Raw genomic sequence first — 18,606 nt, 5'->3', positions numbered from 1 at the left:
GTCTGCACGGGAGGCTTTTTATATTGACTGCAAGCGTCAGGCGTAACTTTGCGCCTTGCTGTCTTCAACCAACTCCAACGCAACGTTGTTCTGCGCGTTGATCTTGCGATACAGCGCCGCGTCGGTTTCCAGCACTTTTTCCCGGGCCGGGAAGATTTCTGCGAGCTTGGTAGCCCACTCGCCCTTGGTTTTGTCCGGGAAGCAGCGCTCGATCAGTTCCAGCATGATCGACACGGTCACCGAAGCACCCGGCGATGCGCCGAGCAGGGCGGCGAGGCTGCCGTCCTTGGCCGCCACCAGTTCGGTGCCGAACTGCAGGACGCCACCTTTCTTCGGGTCTTTCTTGATGATCTGCACCCGTTGACCGGCCACTTCCAGGCGCCAGTCCTCGGCTTTCGCCTCGGGGTAGAAGCGACGCAGGGATTCCAGGCGCTGTTCCATGGACTGCATCACTTCGCTGATCAGGTACTTGGTCAGGTCCATGTTGTCCCGGGCCACGGCCAGCATCGGGCCGATGTTGCCGGCACGTACCGACAGCGGCAGGTCCATGATCGAGCCGTGCTTGAGGAACTTGGTGGTGAAACCGGCGTACGGCCCGAACAGCAGGGATTTCTTGCCATCGACCACGCGGGTGTCCAGGTGCGGCACCGACATCGGCGGCGAGCCCACGGCGGCCTGGCTGTAGACCTTGGCCTGGTGGTGCTTGACCACTTCCGGGTTGTCGCAACGCAGCCACTGACCGCTGACCGGGAAGCCGCCGAAGCCCTTGCTTTCCTCGATGCCCGAGGCCTGCAGCAGCGGCAACGCCGCACCGCCGGCACCGAGGAACACGAACTTGGCGTCGACATCGCGGCTGCTGCCGGAATTGACGTCCTTGATGCTCACGGTCCAGCCACTGCCGTTACGCTTGAGGCCGGTGACGCGCTTGCAGTATTTGACCTGGGTGTCCGGGGCGCTGGTCAGGTGCTTGAGCAACTGGTTGGTCAGGGCCCCGAAGTTGACGTCGGTACCGTTCATGACGCGGGTGGCGGCGATGACTTCGTCGTCAGGCCGGCCAGGCATCATCAGCGGCATCCACTCGGCCATCCGGGCCTTGTCCTCGGTGTATTCCATGTCGGCAAAGGCGTGATGCTGGTGCATCAGCTCGAAGCGCTTCTTCAGGAACGACACGCCTTTCTCGCCTTGCACGAAGCTCAGGTGTGGCACCGGGGCGATGAAGGACTTGGAGGAGCCGAACGTGCTTTTTTTGGTCAGGTACGTCCAGAACTGCTTCGACACCTCGAACTGGGTGTTGATGTGCACGGCTTTCTTGATGTCGACATTGCCGTCGGCCGCCTGGGGCGTGTAATTGAGCTCACACAGCCCGGCGTGGCCGGTACCGGCGTTGTTCCAAGGGTTGGAACTCTCCGCGGCACCGGAATCCATCAGCTCGACGACTTCCAGCGAGATCGCGGGGTCGAGCTCCTTGAGCAGTACGGCCAGGGTGGCACTCATGATGCCGGCCCCTACCAGAACTACATCAACTGCTTCGTTATGCGCCATTTAACGCGTCTCCAAAATCTGCAGCACCAAATTGTCGGCATAGCGGCCATGAGTGGCGGGGCAGGTCAGTTGCGCCCCAGTTATCCATGGCCAGGATCGCCATGTCCGAATCTTCGCAATTTTTCGCACCTACTGCGGATGCATGCAGCCTGGCCTCAAGAGTCACATGAACTCATTTAAGCGCCGGGCAGGCAATTCGACTTATGGCCGAGACATCCGTTCGTGCAACCAAATCCGTAGCGGACAGGCTTCAGGCGCCGGTTCTTGAGCGATATCCGGTCCTGTGTCGTTGGGCTGTTTCAGACGCTAATGGTGCTTGTTCAGACGCAAAACTCTTCATTTGCTCGCCACACTCTCGTGAAGTTGTGAAAACCCGTTTTTTCACGCTCTTTTGAAGACGTGAACCTCAAAAAAGGGCTGTCCCAGCCTGGCACTGCGCCCGGTTTGGTTGCCCCCATGTAGTACATGACAGGCAAAACGGGCAGACAGCTCAGTGACCGAGCGTAATGACAGCTCTGCAGATTCGCGAAAAGTGGTGTTTTGCCTGGAGGAACAGCAAGCACGCCAGCTTCACTCGATCTGTGTGGGCGGCTCTCTGTGGGCGTTGCGGGGTGCCAATACCAGCGCATCAGCGGTGTTGCGAGGCCCGATCAGGAGACGTCCTTATAATCGGGGGGAGATTATATCGAAGAAACGCAGGGAAATGGTCGTGTTTAATGACTTTTATTAGCCGTCCGGTCAGATGGTCAACAGCTGCCGGTTACGTGCGCGGGCAGGAAGCGGTTGCACGCGGGCGCTGGCGGGCAATGGCTGATGCAGCCAGTTGAGACGGATCTCTTCGATTTCCACCCAGCCTTCGCCCATGGGTTGCAGGCTGCACTGCTTGAACGCCTGGCAACGGCCGTCGCGATCGAGCAAAGCGAAGCTGCGGTGATGAGGGCGAGGGGTGAACAGGGAAATAAGGAAGCGCATGATCGAATACCGGGTCAGGGAGCTTGGGACAAGCCTGGCAGCGGCCCATGACATGCCGGTGTAAGGACCGTGACAATGGGGTGACAGGAACCGGCAACCACGGCCCGTGTCAGACATTTCAGTATTCATCGTGCGACGCTAGTTCACGGCGATGGCGCACCGCTATACTGCCGGCCTGTTTGTGCCCGATTCTGGAGAGAAGAGCATGTTGCAACGCCTGTTGTTCGGTTTGATCGCTGTGACCAGTCTGACCCTCGTCGGCTGCGCCCACAGCCCGCAACAACTTAACCCGGAGCCCAAGCTCAATGCCCAGCTGGCGCCTGTGGGTCGTGGCCAGCCGGTGGTGGTGCGGGTGGTGGACGGTCGTCCGTCGCCGACGCTCGGCACCCGTGGCGGGCTGTATCCGGAAACCAGTGTGATCACGGTGCAGGGCGCGCAGATCCTGCCCAAGCTGCAGGCCCAGGCTGAAGCCGCCGTGCGTTTGCTGGGCTTCACGCCGACCGCCAATGCCTTGAATGCACCGCAACTGACCGTGACCCTGGCCGAGCTCAAGTACCAGTCGCCCAAGGAAGGCATGTACGTGACCGAAGCCACCATCGGCGCGACCTTTCGCTCCGACGTGCAGAACGCCAACCGCCGCTACAGCGGTCGTTACGGTGCTTCCCTGGACCAGCGCTTCGGCATGGCGCCTAACCAGGACACCAACACCAAGCTGGTCAGCGATGTCTTGAGCGATGCCCTGACCCGGCTGTTCAAGGACCCGACCATTGGCCAGGTGCTGGCTGAGTAAGATTTCGGCCGCATGACCCTGGGCTGCAATGGCCCAGGGGGGCGATGAGGCTTGTGACCTGTGGGAGCAAGGCTTGCCCGCGATAGCGATCTGTCCTTCCCTGCATTGTCGAAGGTGCCGCCCTCATCGCGGGCAAGCCTTGCTCCCACAGAATGGAACCGTCATGCAGCCTCTGAGTACAGCTCCAGTACGCTGATCCCGGTCAGCAGGTCTGTCTCCGGCAGGTCGGCATGTTGATGGCCGCCGAGGGCGCAATACACCAGCCAATGTCGGTCCTGCACGTTGAAGGACAGACTGTCGACGAGGTTCTGTTGTTCGTCGCTTGGGCTGATGAGATAGAGGCGGTCCTGGTTTTCGGCGTGCAGCATGACGGGTTCCGTGCAGGTTTGAAGGGCGACAGAGTGGCCTAATCAGATGACGAAACCGTGACGGGTGAAATTAGAAAATTGAGCCCGCCCCTGTGGCGAGGGGATAAATCCCCTCGCCACAAAAGCATCCAATCCTGTAGGGGATCGTTACTGGTCGGAAAAAGCGGTGCAGGGCGTCAGGCTTTCGGTAGAATCCGCGCCCTGTTTGTAGGTCCCGGGCGTGTCCTGTCCGTTTTTTCGCTTGAGGTTCGTGATGTCGTCGCATCTGCTTTCGTTGTTCGCCGCCCACCCCGCCAAACTGATCAACCTGCTCGCGTTGCTGTTTGCCTGCCCGGGTGGCTGGGTGCTGCATGCGACGCGCCGCCGTGAACAACGGGCGCGAGCCTGCCTTGAAGCACGCAATCGCGATGGCAACGAACGATTTGAAGCGCTGCTGGATCTGGCCACTCAGCGGATGAACCGGTTTTTCTACCGGTTTGGCTTTGGTTGCCTGGCGCTGGCGTTGCTGGTGTCGTGGATCAGTACGCAGTTCTGATGAAGCAATCTGTGTCGAGTGTACTTCTTTGTGGCGAGGGGATTTATCCCCGCTCGAGTGCGTAGCAGTCGCAAGCCCTTGGGCTAGCCCGAGATCTCGGGGCTGCTACGCAGCCCAGCGGGGGTAAATCCCCTCGCCACAGCAAGCTCCCTCGCCAAAGGGAGCTTGTACCTCAGAGCTGTCGCTTAAAGCGCCAACCCAGCCTTGACCCGATACTGATTGCGCACCGGCGTTGCGTATTGCAGCACCAGGAACGGCCGGTGTTCCGGCGGGCAAGCGTCCAGCCGGCGTTGCCATTCTTCCTGGGCCTTGGCCAGCTCTTCGGCACCGAACACCTCGGCCGCCTTAGGCACCTGCAACTGCGGGTCGGTGTCGGCCCATTGGGCATAAGCCAGGTAGTGCACCGGGAACAGGCGGTAGCCGCCGAGAATCTGCCGATCCATCTCCTGGGCCAATTGCTTGGTGTCCTCGAACAGCTCGGTGATGGGCGCGGCGAAGTTCACGTGGACCCGGCCCTTGTAGCCGGTGATGCCCTTGGCGATGCTCACGTCGTCCTCGCCCGGGACCTTGGTGTAGGTGCCAGTGGTGGCGCGGATGTACAACTCGCGGGCCTTGGCCTGGTCGCAGGGGTCGTATTCGTAGCTGATCGACACCGGTGTGAGGTTCAGTGACTGGATCACCTCGCCGAACGGCTCGTCCTTGCGGCTCATGTGGAACATCTTGAGGATCGCCGATTCGGTCCGGTCGTCACCGTCCTTGGCCCGTCCTTCGGCCTGGGCGATCCAGATCGAGGCGCAGTCGTGGCGGATCGAATGGTTGATGTACGCCGACAACAACTGGTACGCCGCCATTTTTTCCCGTCGGCCGGTGATGGAGCGGTGCACGATGAAGCTCTTGTTCAGGCGCATCAGGTCGCTGACAAAAGGCTTTTGCAGCAGGTTGTCGCCAATGGCGATGCGCGGGGTCGGCAGGCCGGCGTGGTACACGGCATAGTTGACGAAGGCCGGGTCCATCACGATATCGCGGTGGTTGGCGATGAACAGGTACGCACTGCCGGACTTGAATTGCTCCACCCCGGTATAGGTCACGCCATCGGTGGCGCGCTCGATGGTGTGGTCGACGTAGAACTCCACCTTGTCCTGCAACGTGGCGACCGACGTCACGCCGGCGAACTCACGGCGCAATCTTTGCGCTATAAGGGGTTTGAGCATCCAGCCGAAGGCGCCGGCCAGGCGTGGGAAGCGGAAGTGGGTGAGGATATCTAGAAACGCCTTGTCGCCAAGCAGTCGTGCCAGCACCGCTGGGACTTCGCTGTCGTCGTAAGGTCGGATGGCATCGAATTCGCCCATCATGCTCTCTTGTTGGAAACGGCTAGGGTAAGTAAAGGTTCTAACGAAAAAACGACAGGGTACGGCCTGGAAGATAAGCCAGACAAAAATAGCCCTGCAAATAGACCGGCGATTATACGCACAAGTCACCTGGGAGACCGCGATGCTGGAAACCGAACGCTACGAATGTCCTTATTGCGGTGAACCAGCGGAAGCGGTTCTGGATTTGTCCGGCGGCGACCAGACCTATATTGAGGACTGTCCGGTGTGTTGCCGCCCGATCACCTTCGTGCTGCAGGTCCATGAAGATGAGTGGCATCTCGAGGTCCGCAGCGAAAACGAGTGAAGGGGGCGCCCATGCAGCGAATCTACGAGCTGGAAAACCTGATGGAAGGCGAGTTGCTGCAAGGCATGCTTGCCAGTGAAGGCATCACGGCGCATCTGGTGGGGCGCGATCTGCTGGGCGGTGCGGGGGAGTTGCCCATGCAGGGCCTGCTGGGACTGGCGGTGGAAGACGAGCAGGCGCAATACGCCCGGGAGTTGATCGCCGCGTACAATGTCGCACTGCCGTTGCCCGGCGATGAACCGGACAGCTACCCCGGCACGCTGGTCTGTTAGGCTGGCGGTCGTTCGTTCGATCAAGAGTCGTGTTGCCCCATGTGTGGACGTTTTGCCCTGTTTCGCTGGAACCCCAGCTTCGCGGCCCTGCCCGGTTTCCCCGCCGATCAGAAGGCCCAATGGAATATTTCGCCCAACGATTCGGTGCTGATGCTGCGGGCCGGCGCCGAGGGCCAGCGCGAACTGGCCCGGGCGCGCTGGGGCCTGACGCCGCCGTGGCTGACCGACCTGTCCCGCACGCCGGCCCATGCTCGGGCCGAAACCGTGGCCGAACAACCGATGTTCCGCGAGGCCTTGCGCCTGCGCCGCTGCCTGCTGCCGGCCAATGGTTTCTATGAGTGGCGCGGCGGCACGCGCAAGCGTCCGTACTGGCTGACGCCGGGAGAGGGTTCATCACTGTTTTTTGCCGCGATCTGGGAGGCGTATCCGGTACAGGAACAGGTGTGGCTGAGCACGGCGGTCATCACCCAGCCAGCGGCGGGCCAGCGCCGGCCGTTGATTCTGGACGAAGAAGGTCAGCGCCTGTGGCTCGACCCCGAGACACCGCTGCATGCCTTGCAAGGGCTGCTGGCAAGCGAGCCGGCGCCACTGCGCGAGCGGGTGTTGGCCAACATGGTCAATGATCCGAAACTCAATGGGCCGGAGTGCTTGACCCCGGCTTGAGTTTTGCGGCGACTGTGCTGCCCTCATCGCGAGCAGGCTCCCCACAGTGGATTACAGGTGTATTCAAATTTCCCGTACACCGACCATCCCCTGTGGGAGCGGGCTTGCTCGCGAAAGGGGCATGACATCCAACATTCATGCAAGCTGACCCACCGCTTTCGCGAGCAAGCCCGCTCCCACAATAGGCTGCGGGCGTTCACAAAAAATGTGTTCACCGCCTATCCCCTGCGGGGTTAATCGTGATGCGGCTCACCGAGGAAGGTCAACGAGGTGAACACGCCACGGGTGGCCACGTCCTTGTTGTCCTTGAGGGCAATTTCCATCTGCGCCGCGATCACATTCAAGCCTTCGTTGCGCACCAGCACCTTGGCCCGGCCTTCTGCGTCGGTTTCAGTCGATACGGTGTTCGGCGCGCTGCGGTAGTCGCCCACCAGTTTCACACCGGCCGCCGGTTTGCCGTCCAGCAGCACCCGTACCGGCAATGACTGGCCCGGGCCAACGGTCAGCGGGTCGACTTCCGGCAGGATCACGAACTTGATCGGTGCCAGCGTCGGCAGTTTCGCTCCCGGCTCATAGATCGCCAGGCTGTACTTGAACGTGTGGGTCGACTCGATCGCCCCGGGCACTTTGCTGCGGCCTTCGTTGATCCACTTCTTGTCGGCTGTCTGGGACCACATGCCGTTGTCCAGCGCCACGGCCAGCACCGCTGGCGGCTTGAGCGGTTGCAGGCGGGCGTGATCCGGCAGGCGCTCTACGGTGACCGGGATCATCTTGCCGCCCAGGTCATAGGCCCAGGCGCCGCTGACTTTCTGCGCCTTGAAGGCATTGTCTTCGGCGCCGTGGCCGTAGATCACTTCGATGTTGCCGCGACGCTGTTCGGTCCACAGACCATGGGCCGAGGCCTGTGTGGCCAGGAGCAGGCCGAGCAGGGCGAAGGTCTTGGGGTATTTCATGCTGACTTCCTTTATAGATCGAGGGTGAGGCTGACAGTGAAGTTGCGCGGATCGCCGGGGGTAACCCAGTAATTGCTGTAGGAGCGTTCGTAGTATTTCTCGTCGAAGACGTTGTTCAGGTTCAGGCCCACGGTGACGTCATCGCTGGCCTTGTAATGGGCCAGCAGGTCCACGGTGTGATAGGCCGGCAGTTCGAAATCCTTGCCGGCTTCGCCCGAGCGATCACCGACGTAAGTGAACGCCGCGCCGACATCCGAACCGCGCAGGTGGCCGTCCTGGAATTCGTAGACGCCCAGCAGGCTACCGCTGTGTTTGGCGACGCCGAGGATTCGGCTGCCGGTGGGATTTCCCTGGTCGCCCTGGGTCACTTCGGCATCGATGTAGGCATAGGCGCCGATCACGCGCACGGCGTCGGTCACCTGCCCAGCCACTTGCAGGTCGATGCCTTGACTGCGAGCCTTGCCGATGGCGCGGCTGAAGTCGGTCCCGGCGACCGGGCTCAGGACGTTTTCCTTCTCTATATGGAACGCCGCCAGGGTGGTGCTCAGGCGGTCGTCGAACAACTCGCTCTTGATCCCCACTTCATAGCCAACCCCTTCCTCGGGATCGAAGGTTTTGCCACCGGCATCCAGGCCGTTGTTGGGCTTGAACGAGGTGGAGGCGTTGGCGAACAGCCCGACTTCGGGTGTCAGTTGATACAGCAGGCCGGCCCGTTGCGTCAGGGTGTCGTGGCGCTGGCGGCTGGTTTTACTGCGGGTGTGATCGTCGATGCTCTGCTCGAAATGCTCATAACGTACGCCGAGCATGCCCCGCAGTTTGTCGGTGAAGACGATCTGGTCCTGCAGGTTCAATGCGCGGCTTTGCACACGCTCGAAAAAATCCGTGCCGGTACGATCACCATTGGGTTTCGGCTGGCCGTAGACCGGCTGATAGATGTCGATGGGGTAAGCGCCGGCGATGTTGGTCACGCGCTCGTTCTTGCGGTAATCCTCGTATTCGCTGCCGATCAGCAGCTCATGCTGCCACGGCCCGAGGTCGAACAGACCGCGCAATTCCAGTTGAGTGATGCTGTCGTGCCAATTGTTGTCGCGCTCGCGATAGCGGCGGTCCACCGTGTGGCCGTCGGCGTTCAGTGGTCGTGCTTCGGAGGCAAAACCCCAGAGTTCACCCTGCTTGTAATGGCTGGCCAGGCGCAGTTGCCAGGTGTCGTTGAGCTGATGTTCGAGGGCGGCCTGGAGCATGTTGTTGTGATTGTCGATGTCGCCGTCGTTGGGTTCGCCCAAAAAGGTCGAGCGGGAAACGCCGCTCCAGCGGTTGTTCGGGGCGACAATGCCACGGTCGAACGTCGAGCTGTGGCGCACGATTTCGCTTTCCACCAGTAACCGGGTGTCAGGGTTCAATTGCCAACTGATGGAAGGCGCGACGAAGACGCGCTGGCTGTCGACGTGATCGCGAAAGCTGTGGTTGTCCTCGATCGCCAGGTTGACCCGCGACAATAGGTTGCCTTCGGTGTCCAGTGGCGTGTTGACGTCCAGCGCGGTGCGGTAGCGATCCCAGCTGCCGGCGCTGGTTTGCAAGGTGGTGAAGGCTTCGGGCTGGGGTTTCTTGGTGACTATGTTCACCGTACCGCCGGGATCGCCCCGTCCATACAGGCTGGCGGCCGGCCCCTTGAGCACTTCGATCCGTTCGATGTTCGCCGTGTCCGGCGTGCTCGGATAACCGCGGTTGGCGCTGAAGCCGTCCTTATAGAACTCCGACGTCGTGAAGCCGCGCACGCTGTATTCGTAGAGCGTCAGGCCACCGAAGTTGTTCTGCTTCGATACACCGCCGGCGTATTCCAATGCCCGTTCGACGTTGGTGCTGCCCAGGTCCTTGAGCACGCTGGCGGGAATCACGCTGATCGATTGCGGGATGTCGCGCAGGGCCGTGTCGGTTTTGGTGGCGCTGGCCGAGCGCGTGGCGCGATAGCCTGTGACAGGTCCGGTGGGGGATTCGTAGTCGGACGTCACGGTGATGGCGTCCAGCTCCAGGGGCTGGCTCTCTTCGGCGTAGGCCGGATCGCCCAGCAGGCCCAAGGCGAGACTGGCAGCGGAAATCCGTTTCAGGGATGACATGTTAGGGTGTTCCAATTTTTAGTATTGAAACAATATAACACTACCGATGAGAATTTATGCTATTCCTGATTTTCAGAGAGATGGAGCCGCTGTAGGAGCTGTCGAGTGCAACGAGGCTGCGATCTTTCCCCAGACACTTGAGTCTCAAGCAAAAGATCAAAAGATCGCAGCCTTCGGCAGCTCCTACAGAGCCCAGCGGGAGCAAGCTCCCTAGCCACAGGGGGGTGGAAGGCTTGAAGCGGCTTACTGCTCTTCCTTGAGCACCACCGGCGCCGGCGGTGGGCGCAGGCCGATTTCAGCGGTGAGCTTGAGCTCCTTGCCGTTGCGCATGACCTGGATCGTCACCTTGTCGGTGGGCTTGATCCGCGCCACCTGGTTCATCGAGCGGCGGCCATCGCCGGCCGGCTCGCCATCGATGCTCAGGATCACATCGCCCAGTTGCAGGCCGGCCTTCTGTGCCGGGCCGTCGCGGAAAATCCCCGCCACCACGATGCCGGGCCGCCCGGACAAGCCGAAGGACTCCGCCAGTTCCTGGGTCAGCGGCTGGACTTCAATGCCCAGCCAGCCGCGAATCACCTGGCCGTGTTCGATGATCGACTTCATCACCTCCATCGCCAGCTTCACCGGAATGGCGAAACCGATGCCCTGGCTGCCGCCGGACTTGGAGAAGATCGCCGTGTTGATCCCGGTGAGGTTGCCGTTGGCATCCACCAGCGCGCCGCCGGAGTTGCCGGGGTTGATCGCGGCGTCGGTCTGGATGAAATCCTCGTAGTTGTTCAGGCCCAACTGATTGCGCCCGGTGGCGCTGATGATGCCCATGGTCACGGTCTGGCCAACGCCGAACGGGTTGCCGATGGCCAGGGTCACGTCGCCGATGCGGATGCTGTCGGAGCGGCCGATGGTGATGGCCGGCAGGTTCTTGAGGTCGATCTTCAGCACCGCGAGGTCGGTTTCCGGGTCGCTGCCGATTACCCGGGCCAGGGTTTCACGACCGTCCTTGAGCGCCACCACGATCTGGTCGGCACCGCTGGTGACGTGGTTGTTGGTCAAAATATAACCTTCCGGGCTCATGATCACGCCCGACCCCAGGCTCGACTCCATGCGCTTCTGCTTGGGCGAGTTGTCGCCGAAGAAGCGCCGGAATTGCGGGTCTTCGAACAACGGATGGCTGGGTTTGTTGATGACCTTGGTGGTGTACAGGTTCACTACGGCTGGCGCGGCGGTGGTCACGGCGTCGGCATAGGACACCGGCCCCTGTTGCACCGCCTTGGTTTGCGGCGCCTGCTGCAAGTTGACGTCGAGGCTCGGCAAGCCCACCCATTCCGGGTAGCGCTGGATAATCAGTAGAGCGACAAGCACGCCGGCCAACAGCGGCCAGCCGGAAAAACGCAGCGCCTTGAGCATTAAGCACGTCCTACAAAGGTTGCAGGCGGTATGAGACCGCCCATAATGTCGCGCATTATACGAGGCCGCGCGTGCCTCTGAACGGGATATTTAGGAGTCTTTTCATGGCCGTAGCCCTGAACACCCTGGTCGAAGAAGCGGACCGTTACCTGGCCAGCAGCCGGATTGCCGATTATTGCCCCAACGGCCTGCAGGTCGAAGGTGCGCCCCAGGTGATGCGCATTGTCAGTGGCGTCACCGCCAGCCAGGCGTTGCTTGATGCTGCCGTCGAGGCCGAGGCCGACCTGGTGCTGGTGCATCACGGTTACTTCTGGAAGGGCGAAAACCCTTGCATCACCGGCATGAAACAGCGTCGCCTCAAGACGTTGCTCAAACATGACATCAGCCTGCTGGCCTACCACTTGCCCTTGGACCTGCACCCGGAGGTGGGCAACAACGTGCAACTGGCCCGCCAGTTGGACATCACTGTCGAGGGACCGCTGGATCCGGACAACCCCAAGATCGTCGGCCTGGTCGGCTCCCTGTCCGAACCGATGACGGCGCGGGATTTCGCGCGCAAGGTCCAGGAAGTCATGGGGCGAGAGCCGTTGTTGATCGAAGGCGAGCAGATGATTCGCCGGGTCGGCTGGTGCACCGGTGGCGGCCAGGGCTATATCGATCAGGCGGTGTTGGCTGGCGTCGACCTGTACCTCAGCGGCGAGGCGTCGGAGCAGACGTTCCACAGTGCGCGGGAAAATGGCATCAGCTTCGTCGCCGCCGGGCATCATGCGACCGAACGCTATGGTGTCCAGGCGCTGGGTGATTATCTGGCGCGACGCTTCGCCCTGGAGCACATCTTCATCGATTGCCCGAATCCCATCTGACTGTTTATAACCCCTGTTTGTATTCCCTGTGGGAGCGAGCCTGTGGGAGCAAAGCCTGTGGGAGCAAAGCTTGCTCGCGATAGCGGCGTTGCATGTGCCGACGTCATCGCGAGCAAGCTTTGCTCCCACAGGGTTCACTGTCTCCCACAGGGTTCACTGTCTCCTACAGGGTTCACTGTCTCCTACAGGGTTCACTGTCTCCTACAGGGTTCACTGTCTCCTACAGGGTTCACTGTCTCCCACAGGGTTCACTGTCTCCCACAGGGCCCACTGCAACGGCCGAACCGTCAGGCATATCCATATGCTGTTTCGATCTAGTTGGCGCCCTGATTAGAAGAGGTCGCTGTGCTAGGATTCCCCGCTCGAACACGGCCCGCTGGCCGTTCATAAGAAAGTTTTCGTGAGTAGCCATGGTCGACAAACTGACGCATCTGAAACAGCTGGAGGCGGAAAGCATCCACATCATCCGCGAGGTGGCCGCCGAGTTCGATAACCCGGTGATGCTGTACTCCATCGGTAAAGACTCCGCCGTGATGCTGCACCTGGCACGCAAGGCGTTCTTCCCCGGCAAGCTGCCGTTTCCGGTGATGCACGTCGACACCCGCTGGAAATTCCAGGAAATGTACAAGTTCCGCGACCGCATGGTCGAGGAACTGGGCCTGGATTTGATCACCCATGTGAACCCGGACGGCGTGGCGCAGGGCATCAACCCATTTACCCACGGCAGTGCCAAGCACACCGACATCATGAAGACCGAAGGCCTCAAGCAGGCCTTGGACAAATATGGTTTCGACGCCGCGTTCGGCGGTGCCCGTCGCGATGAAGAGAAATCCCGCGCCAAGGAGCGCGTGTACTCGTTCCGCGACAGCAAGCACCGCTGGGACCCGAAGAACCAGCGCCCGGAGTTGTGGAACGTCTACAACGGCAAGGTCAACAAAGGCGAGTCGATCCGGGTATTCCCGCTGTCGAACTGGACCGAGCTGGACATCTGGCAGTACATCTACCTTGAAGGCATCCCGATCGTGCCGCTGTACTTTGCCGCCGAGCGTGAAGTGATCGAGAAGAACGGCACGCTGATCATGATTGACGACGAGCGCATCCTCGAGCACCTGTCCGACGAAGACAAAGCCCGTATCGTCAAGAAGAAAGTGCGTTTCCGTACCCTTGGCTGCTACCCGTTGACGGGCGCGGTGGAGTCCGAGGCCGAAAGCCTGACGGACATCATCCAGGAAATGCTCCTGACGCGAACTTCCGAGCGCCAGGGCCGGGTCATCGACCACGATGGCGCAGGCTCGATGGAAGATAAAAAACGTCAAGGTTATTTCTAAGGGGCTGTCATGTCGCATCAATCTGATTTGATCAGCGAGGACATCCTCGCCTACCTGGGCCAGCACGAGCGTAAAGAGCTGCTGCGCTTTTTGACCTGCGGTAACGTCGACGACGGCAAGAGCACCCTGATCGGGCGCCTGCTGCACGACTCCAAGATGATCTACGAAGATCACCTGGAAGCCATCACCCGCGATTCGAAGAAAGTCGGCACCACCGGTGACGATATCGACCTGGCGTTGCTGGTCGACGGCCTGCAGGCCGAGCGCGAGCAAGGCATCACCATCGATGTCGCCTACCGCTATTTCTCCACCGCCAAGCGTAAATTCATCATCGCCGATACCCCAGGCCATGAGCAGTACACCCGCAACATGGCCACCGGTGCGTCCACCTGTGACCTGGCGATCATCCTGGTGGACGCCCGCTACGGCGTGCAGACCCAGACCCGTCGTCACAGCTTCATTGCCTCGTTGCTGGGCATCAAGCACATCGTCGTGGCCATCAACAAGATGGACCTCAAGGACTTCGACCAGGGCGTGTTCGAGTCGATCAAGGCCGACTACCTGAAGTTCGCCGAAGGCTTGAAGATGAAGCCCACCACCATGCACTTCGTGCCGATGTCTGCCCTCAAGGGCGACAACGTGGTGAACAAGTCCGAGCGTTCGCCGTGGTACACCGGCCAGTCGCTGATGGAGATCCTCGAGACCGTGGAAGTGGCGGGCGACCGTAACTTCACCGACCTGCGTTTCCCGGTGCAGTACGTCAACCGTCCGAACCTGAACTTCCGCGGCTTCGCCGGCACCCTCGCCAGTGGCATCGTGCACAAGGGCGACGAAGTGGTGGTGCTGCCGTCGGGCAAGAGCAGCCGCGTGAAATCCATCGTCACCTTCGAAGGCGAGTTGGAACATGCAGGTCCTGGCCAGGCGGTAACGCTGACCATGGAAGACGAAATCGACATCTCCCGTGGCGACTTGCTGGTGCATGCCGACAACGTGCCGCCGGTCACCGACAGCTTCGAAGCGATGCTGGTGTGGATGGCCGAAGAGCCGATGCTGCCGGGCAAGAAATATGACATCAAGCGCGCCACCAGCTACGTGCCGGGCTCGATTGCCAGCATCGTCAACAAGGTGGATGTGAACACCCTTGAAGAAGGTCCGGCCAGCGCGTTGCAGCTCAACGAAATCGGCCAGGTGAAGATCGCCCTGGATGCGCCGATCGCTCTGGACGGTTACGAGAGCAACCGCACCACTGGCGCGTTCATCGTCATCGATCGCCTGACCAACGGCACGGTCGGTGCCGGCATGATCGTCGCCCAGCCGCTGGCTCACGGCAGCAGCACGCACCATGGCAAGCTGGCCCATGTGTCGGTGGAAGAACGCGCCCAGCGCTTCGGCCAGCAGCCGGCCACGGTCTTGTTCAGTGGCCTGTCGGGCGCAGGCAAAAGCACGCTGGCCTATGCGGTCGAGCGCAAGTTGTTCGACTCGGGCCGTGCGGTCTTTGTCCTCGATGGCCAGAACCTGCGCCATGACCTGAACAAGGGCTTGCCACAGGATCGCGCCGGGCGTACCGAGAACTGGCGCCGGGCGGCTCACGTCGCCCGTCAGTTCAACGAAGCCGGCCTGCTGACCCTCGCCGCGTTTGTCGCCCCGGATGCCGAAGGCCGCGAACAGGCCAAGGCGCTGATCGGCAAGGAGCGTCTGCTGACGGTCTACGTCCAGGCCTCGCCAACGGTGTGTGCCCAGCGTGATCCGCAAGGGCTGTATGCCGCCGCTGGCGACAACATCCCGGGCGAATCCTTCCCGTATGACGTGCCGCTGGATGCCGACCTGGTGATCGACACCCAGTCGCTGACCCTGGAAGAGAGTGTCAAGCAGGTGCTGGATCTGCTGCGCAAGCGTGGGGCGATCTAAGGTCCGCCGCTGTAACTAAAAGCCCGCAGATGAGCGATCATCTGCGGGCTTTTTCATTTCCAGAGAACAATTCGGTCAACTGTGGGAGCGGGCTGTGTGGGAGCAAGGCTTGCCCGCGATGAAAACGCCGCGGTCTCTTGAGGACCGCAGCGCCTGGATCGCGAGCAAGCCTTGCTCCCACACAGCCCGCTCCCACAGGGGAAGTTAGTGGGGGTTTGGATACTCCCGATGCATCTGCGCAAGCAACGCATCCTTGTCCTGCCACAACTGGTTGATCCAGCCCTGGAACTCCAGGCGATACACGCCGTCCTGGTCGTAGTTCTTGCCAATGAACTGCGCTGGGATCTTCAGTTCCTGGAAATGCACCACCACCTCTCCAACGTTGCCGCAGAGCAAATCCCAATAGCCCGGACGACCGCCCGGATAATGAATGGTCACGTTGATGATCGACTCCAGTTGCTCACCCATGGCATCCAGTACAAACGCGATGCCGCCGGCCTTGGGCTTGAGCAGGTAGCGAAACGGTGACTGCTGCTGGGCATGCTTGCCGTCGGTGAAGCGCGTGCCTTCGACGAAGTTGAAAATGCCCACAGGGTTGTCGCGAAACTTCGCGCAGGTCTTGCGGGTGGTTTCCAGGTCCTTGCCTTTCTTTTCCGGATGCTTCTCCAGGTAAGCCTTGGAGTAGCGTTTCATGAACGGGAAGCCCAGCGCCCACCAGGCCAGGCCGATCACCGGCACCCAGATCAGTTCCTGCTTGAGGAAGAACTTCAGCGGCCGGATGCGTCGGTTCAGCACGTACTGCAACACCATGATGTCGACCCAGCTCTGGTGGTTGCTGGTGATCAGGTACGAATGCTGGTAGTCCAGGCCCTCCAGGCCGCTGAGGTGCCAGCGGGTACGACGCAGCAGGCTCATCCAGGCCTTGTTGTTGCTGATCCAGGCTTCGTGGATGTGGCCCATCAGCCAGTTGGTGAAGCGCTGGGCGGCGGGGAAGGGCAGCAACAGCTTGAAGATCGCCACGATGAACAGTGGCGTGCAGCAGGCGATGGTGTTCAGCGCCAACAGCAGCGAGGCAATGACGCCGCGCAAAGGAGCAGGCAAAAAGTCCAGCATTTAAATGTCCAAAGGTCGGTTGGCGGCTTGGATCGCGGTCAGGGCGATGGTGTACACGATGTCGTCGACCTGGGCGCCGCGGGGCAAGTCATTCACCGGTTTACGCAAGCCTTGCAGCATCGGCCCGAGGCTGACGCAGTCGGCGCTGCGCTGCACGGCCTTGTGGGTGGTGTTGCCGGTGTTGAGGTCCGGGAAGATGAATACCGTCGCCCGGCCGGCCACCTGGCTGTTGGGCGCCAATTGCCGTGCCACGGTTTCGTTGGCGGCGGCGTCGTATTGCAACGGACCATCGATCAACAGGCCGTGCTGGGCCTCGTGGGCCAGCAGGGTGGCTTCGCGAACTTTTTCCACTTCTTCGCCACTGGCCGACTCGCCGCTGGAGTAGCTGAGCATCGCCACCCGCGGCGTGATGCCGAACGCGGCGGCCGAGTCGGCACTTTGCAGGGCGATTTCCGCCAGCTCCGCAGCGCTGGGGTGCGGGTTCATCACGCAGTCGCCGTAGACCAGCACTTCTTCGGGAAACAGCATGAAAAACACCGAGGACACCAGCGAGCATCCTGGCGCGGTCTTGATCAGTTGCAACGCCGGGCGGATGGTGTTGGCGGTGGAATGGATGACCCCGGATACCAGCCCGTCCACTTCATCCAGGGCCAGCATCATTGTACCGATGACCACGGTGTCTTCCAGTTGCTGCTCGGCCATCGGCGCGTTCAGGCTCTTGCTCTTGCGCAAACTCACCATGGGTTCGACGTAACGCTCGCGAATCGAATCCGGGTCGAGAATCTCCAGCCCCGGCGGCAGTTCGATACCTTGGGCGCGGGCCACTGCCTCGACGTCGGCCGGTTTGGCCAGCAACACGCAGCGGGCAATGCCCCGGGCCTGGCAAATGGCGGCAGCCTGGACGGTCAACGGTTCGCTGCCTTCGGGCAGCACGATGCGTTTGTTGGCGGCCTGGGCGCGCTGGATCAACTGATAGCGGAACACCGCTGGCGACAGGCGCATTTCCCGTGGCGTGCCGCAGCGCTGGTGCAGCCATCTGGCGTCCAGGTGACTGGCGACAAAATCGGTGATGATCTCCGCACGTTCGCGGTCATCGATGGGGATTTCCTTGTTCAAACCGTTGAGCAGGTTGGCAGTGTCATAGGAGCCGGTGCTCACCGACAGCACCGGCAACCCCGCCTGCAAGGCGCCGCGACACAAATCCATGATGCGCGGGTCGGGCAGGGTGTCACTGGTCAGCAGCAGGCCGGCCAGCGGCACGCCGTTGATCGCTGCCAGGCTCACGGCCAGGATGATGTCGTCGCGATCGCCGGGGGTCACCACCAGCACGCCAGGCTTGAGCAGCTCCACGGTGTTGCGCATGGTGCGCGCGCAAATGATGATGTTGCTCATGCGCCGGGTTTCGTAGTCGCCGGCGTTGAGCACCTGCGCGCCCATCAGGTCGGCCACGTCGCGGGTGCGCGGGGCATTGAGTTCGGGGCGAAACGGGATGCAACCGAGCAGGCGGAAATCGCCGCTGCGCAGCAAGGGCGAGTGTTCCTTGAGCCGTGCGGAAAACGCCTCCATGCTTTCGTCGGTGCGGACCTTGTTCAGGATCACCCCGAGAACTTTCGGGTCCTTCGGCCCGCCAAACAACTGCGCCTGCAACTCTACCCGGCCAGACAGTTCGGTCAGCACTTCGTTTTCCGGCGCCGACACCAGGATGACCTCGGCGTCCAGGCTCTTGGCCAGGTGCAGGTTGACCCGGGCGGCGTAGCTGGCGTTGCGGGTCGGGACCATGCCTTCGACGACCAGCACGTCCTTGCCGATGGCTGCCTGCTGGTACAGCGTAATGATTTCTTCCAGCAGCTCATCGAGCTGGCCGTCGCCGAGCATGCGCTCGACGTGCGCCAGGCCCAGTGGCTGCGGCGGCTTGAGGCCATGGGTGCGGGCCACCAGCTCGGTGGAGCGTTCCGGCCCGGTGTCGCCGGGATGCGGCTGGGCAATGGGTTTGAAAAAGCCGACTTTCAGCCCGGCGCGTTCAAGGGTGCGCACCAGCCCGAGGCTGATGGAGGTCAGGCCCACACCAAAATCGGTGGGCGCGATAAAAAAAGTTTGCATGCGAATT

The 18,606-nt window shown here is 61.4% G+C and carries 17 protein-coding genes; 8 read left to right on the top strand and 9 right to left on the bottom strand.

Annotation, left to right across the window (positions count from 1 at the left end):
* Positions 1–36: 36 nt before the first annotated feature.
* Together mqo and B0E42_RS20135 are read right to left on the bottom strand one after the other, a co-directional pair.
* On the bottom strand, positions 37–1,542 hold the full coding sequence (gene mqo, locus B0E42_RS20140; protein WP_077507125.1) for a malate dehydrogenase (quinone): 1,506 nt from the start codon (positions 1,540–1,542) through the stop codon (positions 37–39).
* A 738-nt stretch (positions 1,543–2,280) separates the two neighbouring features.
* Positions 2,281–2,514 carry a hypothetical protein gene (locus B0E42_RS20135; protein WP_018606501.1) on the bottom strand — a complete coding sequence of 78 codons (234 nt, stop codon included), beginning with the start codon at positions 2,512–2,514 and terminating at the stop codon, positions 2,281–2,283.
* Between the two features lie 205 nt (positions 2,515–2,719).
* Here B0E42_RS20135 and B0E42_RS20130 point away from each other — a divergent pair, with 205 nt between their 5' ends.
* Positions 2,720–3,304, top strand: a complete 585-nt coding sequence (locus B0E42_RS20130) for a YajG family lipoprotein (protein ID WP_003205489.1) — start codon at positions 2,720–2,722, stop codon at positions 3,302–3,304.
* Between the two features lie 161 nt (positions 3,305–3,465).
* Here B0E42_RS20130 and B0E42_RS20125 read toward each other — a convergent pair whose 3' ends face one another.
* Complete coding sequence (locus tag B0E42_RS20125; protein ID WP_014340170.1) at positions 3,466–3,672, bottom strand: hypothetical protein; 207 nt, start codon at positions 3,670–3,672, stop codon at positions 3,466–3,468.
* Between the two features lie 253 nt (positions 3,673–3,925).
* On the opposite strand from B0E42_RS20125, the gene B0E42_RS20120 reads away from it, so the two are divergent.
* Positions 3,926–4,207, top strand: a complete 282-nt coding sequence (locus tag B0E42_RS20120; RefSeq protein WP_014340169.1) for a hypothetical protein — start codon at positions 3,926–3,928, stop codon at positions 4,205–4,207.
* A gap of 185 nt (positions 4,208–4,392) precedes the next feature.
* On the opposite strand, the gene B0E42_RS20115 is transcribed toward B0E42_RS20120, so the two are convergent.
* Positions 4,393–5,559, bottom strand: coding sequence for a 1-acyl-sn-glycerol-3-phosphate acyltransferase (locus B0E42_RS20115; RefSeq protein WP_053181857.1), 1,167 nt, complete (start codon positions 5,557–5,559; stop codon positions 4,393–4,395).
* A gap of 139 nt (positions 5,560–5,698) precedes the next feature.
* Between B0E42_RS20115 and B0E42_RS20110 the strand changes: the two genes are divergently transcribed.
* Genes B0E42_RS20110 through B0E42_RS20100 form a run of 3 tightly spaced genes read left to right on the top strand, consistent with a single transcriptional unit; the run spans position 5,699 to position 6,816 of the window.
* Positions 5,699–5,881, top strand: a complete 183-nt coding sequence (locus tag B0E42_RS20110; RefSeq protein WP_053181855.1) for a CPXCG motif-containing cysteine-rich protein — start codon at positions 5,699–5,701, stop codon at positions 5,879–5,881.
* Between the two features lie 11 nt (positions 5,882–5,892).
* A complete protein-coding gene (locus B0E42_RS20105; RefSeq protein ID WP_024619861.1) occupies positions 5,893–6,153 on the top strand; it encodes a putative signal transducing protein in 261 nt (86 codons plus the stop codon).
* 39 nt (positions 6,154–6,192) lie between these two features.
* Positions 6,193–6,816 carry an SOS response-associated peptidase gene (locus B0E42_RS20100; RefSeq protein ID WP_053181851.1) on the top strand — a complete coding sequence of 208 codons (624 nt, stop codon included), beginning with the start codon at positions 6,193–6,195 and terminating at the stop codon, positions 6,814–6,816.
* 233 nt (positions 6,817–7,049) lie between these two features.
* Here B0E42_RS20100 and B0E42_RS20090 read toward each other — a convergent pair whose 3' ends face one another.
* From B0E42_RS20090 to algW, 3 genes are all read right to left on the bottom strand, one after another.
* On the bottom strand, positions 7,050–7,769 hold the full coding sequence (locus B0E42_RS20090; RefSeq protein WP_024616622.1) for a DUF4198 domain-containing protein: 720 nt from the start codon (positions 7,767–7,769) through the stop codon (positions 7,050–7,052).
* An 11-nt stretch (positions 7,770–7,780) separates the two neighbouring features.
* Positions 7,781–9,883: a TonB-dependent siderophore receptor gene (locus B0E42_RS20085; RefSeq protein ID WP_077507123.1), complete on the bottom strand. Its 2,103-nt coding sequence runs from the start codon at positions 9,881–9,883 to the stop codon at positions 7,781–7,783.
* Between the two features lie 243 nt (positions 9,884–10,126).
* Positions 10,127–11,287, bottom strand: a complete 1,161-nt coding sequence (gene algW, locus B0E42_RS20080; RefSeq protein WP_014340162.1) for a Do family serine endopeptidase AlgW — start codon at positions 11,285–11,287, stop codon at positions 10,127–10,129.
* Positions 11,288–11,391: 104 nt separating this feature from the next.
* Between algW and B0E42_RS20075 the strand changes: the two genes are divergently transcribed.
* The 3 genes from B0E42_RS20075 (at position 11,392) to cysN (ending at position 15,386) form a co-directional block, all read left to right on the top strand.
* On the top strand, positions 11,392–12,150 hold the full coding sequence (locus tag B0E42_RS20075; RefSeq protein WP_018612615.1) for a Nif3-like dinuclear metal center hexameric protein: 759 nt from the start codon (positions 11,392–11,394) through the stop codon (positions 12,148–12,150).
* A gap of 410 nt (positions 12,151–12,560) precedes the next feature.
* Entirely contained in the window at positions 12,561–13,478 is a 918-nt protein-coding gene (gene cysD / locus B0E42_RS20070; protein WP_003178041.1) for a sulfate adenylyltransferase subunit CysD, read from the top strand.
* Between the two features lie 9 nt (positions 13,479–13,487).
* A complete protein-coding gene (gene cysN, locus B0E42_RS20065) occupies positions 13,488–15,386 on the top strand; it encodes a sulfate adenylyltransferase subunit CysN (protein WP_014340160.1) in 1,899 nt (632 codons plus the stop codon).
* 204 nt (positions 15,387–15,590) lie between these two features.
* Here the strand turns inward: cysN and B0E42_RS20060 are convergent, their stop codons facing one another.
* Positions 15,591–16,499 carry an acyltransferase gene (locus tag B0E42_RS20060; protein WP_077507122.1) on the bottom strand — a complete coding sequence of 303 codons (909 nt, stop codon included), beginning with the start codon at positions 16,497–16,499 and terminating at the stop codon, positions 15,591–15,593.
* Positions 16,500–18,599, bottom strand: a complete 2,100-nt coding sequence (gene pta / locus B0E42_RS20055; RefSeq protein ID WP_014340158.1) for a phosphate acetyltransferase — start codon at positions 18,597–18,599, stop codon at positions 16,500–16,502.
* Between the last annotated feature and the right edge of the window lie 7 nt (positions 18,600–18,606).

The sequence above is a fragment of the Pseudomonas sp. A25(2017) genome, from assembly GCF_002001065.1.
GTDB classification, from domain to species: Bacteria; Pseudomonadota; Gammaproteobacteria; order Pseudomonadales; family Pseudomonadaceae; genus Aquipseudomonas; species Aquipseudomonas kilonensis.
The sequence above is the reverse complement of the archived record's forward strand: the minus strand, read 5'-3'. Positions and strand labels throughout refer to the sequence as shown.

What these genes read in the sequence shown, in the direction of transcription:
- mqo (WP_077507125.1), bottom strand. Translation starts at nt 1,542, where the DNA reads ATGGCGCATAACGAAGCAGTTGATGTAGTTCTGGTAGGGGCCGGCATC.
- B0E42_RS20135 (WP_018606501.1), bottom strand. Translation starts at nt 2,514, where the DNA reads ATGCGCTTCCTTATTTCCCTGTTCACCCCTCGCCCTCATCACCGCAGC.
- B0E42_RS20130 (WP_003205489.1), top strand. Translation starts at nt 2,720, where the DNA reads ATGTTGCAACGCCTGTTGTTCGGTTTGATCGCTGTGACCAGTCTGACC.
- B0E42_RS20125 (WP_014340170.1), bottom strand. Translation starts at nt 3,672, where the DNA reads ATGCTGCACGCCGAAAACCAGGACCGCCTCTATCTCATCAGCCCAAGC.
- B0E42_RS20120 (WP_014340169.1), top strand. Translation starts at nt 3,926, where the DNA reads ATGTCGTCGCATCTGCTTTCGTTGTTCGCCGCCCACCCCGCCAAACTG.
- B0E42_RS20115 (WP_053181857.1), bottom strand. Translation starts at nt 5,559, where the DNA reads ATGATGGGCGAATTCGATGCCATCCGACCTTACGACGACAGCGAAGTC.
- B0E42_RS20110 (WP_053181855.1), top strand. Translation starts at nt 5,699, where the DNA reads ATGCTGGAAACCGAACGCTACGAATGTCCTTATTGCGGTGAACCAGCG.
- B0E42_RS20105 (WP_024619861.1), top strand. Translation starts at nt 5,893, where the DNA reads ATGCAGCGAATCTACGAGCTGGAAAACCTGATGGAAGGCGAGTTGCTG.
- B0E42_RS20100 (WP_053181851.1), top strand. Translation starts at nt 6,193, where the DNA reads ATGTGTGGACGTTTTGCCCTGTTTCGCTGGAACCCCAGCTTCGCGGCC.
- B0E42_RS20090 (WP_024616622.1), bottom strand. Translation starts at nt 7,769, where the DNA reads ATGAAATACCCCAAGACCTTCGCCCTGCTCGGCCTGCTCCTGGCCACA.
- B0E42_RS20085 (WP_077507123.1), bottom strand. Translation starts at nt 9,883, where the DNA reads ATGTCATCCCTGAAACGGATTTCCGCTGCCAGTCTCGCCTTGGGCCTG.
- algW (WP_014340162.1), bottom strand. Translation starts at nt 11,287, where the DNA reads ATGCTCAAGGCGCTGCGTTTTTCCGGCTGGCCGCTGTTGGCCGGCGTG.
- B0E42_RS20075 (WP_018612615.1), top strand. Translation starts at nt 11,392, where the DNA reads ATGGCCGTAGCCCTGAACACCCTGGTCGAAGAAGCGGACCGTTACCTG.
- cysD (WP_003178041.1), top strand. Translation starts at nt 12,561, where the DNA reads ATGGTCGACAAACTGACGCATCTGAAACAGCTGGAGGCGGAAAGCATC.
- cysN (WP_014340160.1), top strand. Translation starts at nt 13,488, where the DNA reads ATGTCGCATCAATCTGATTTGATCAGCGAGGACATCCTCGCCTACCTG.
- B0E42_RS20060 (WP_077507122.1), bottom strand. Translation starts at nt 16,499, where the DNA reads ATGCTGGACTTTTTGCCTGCTCCTTTGCGCGGCGTCATTGCCTCGCTG.
- pta (WP_014340158.1), bottom strand. Translation starts at nt 18,599, where the DNA reads ATGCAAACTTTTTTTATCGCGCCCACCGATTTTGGTGTGGGCCTGACC.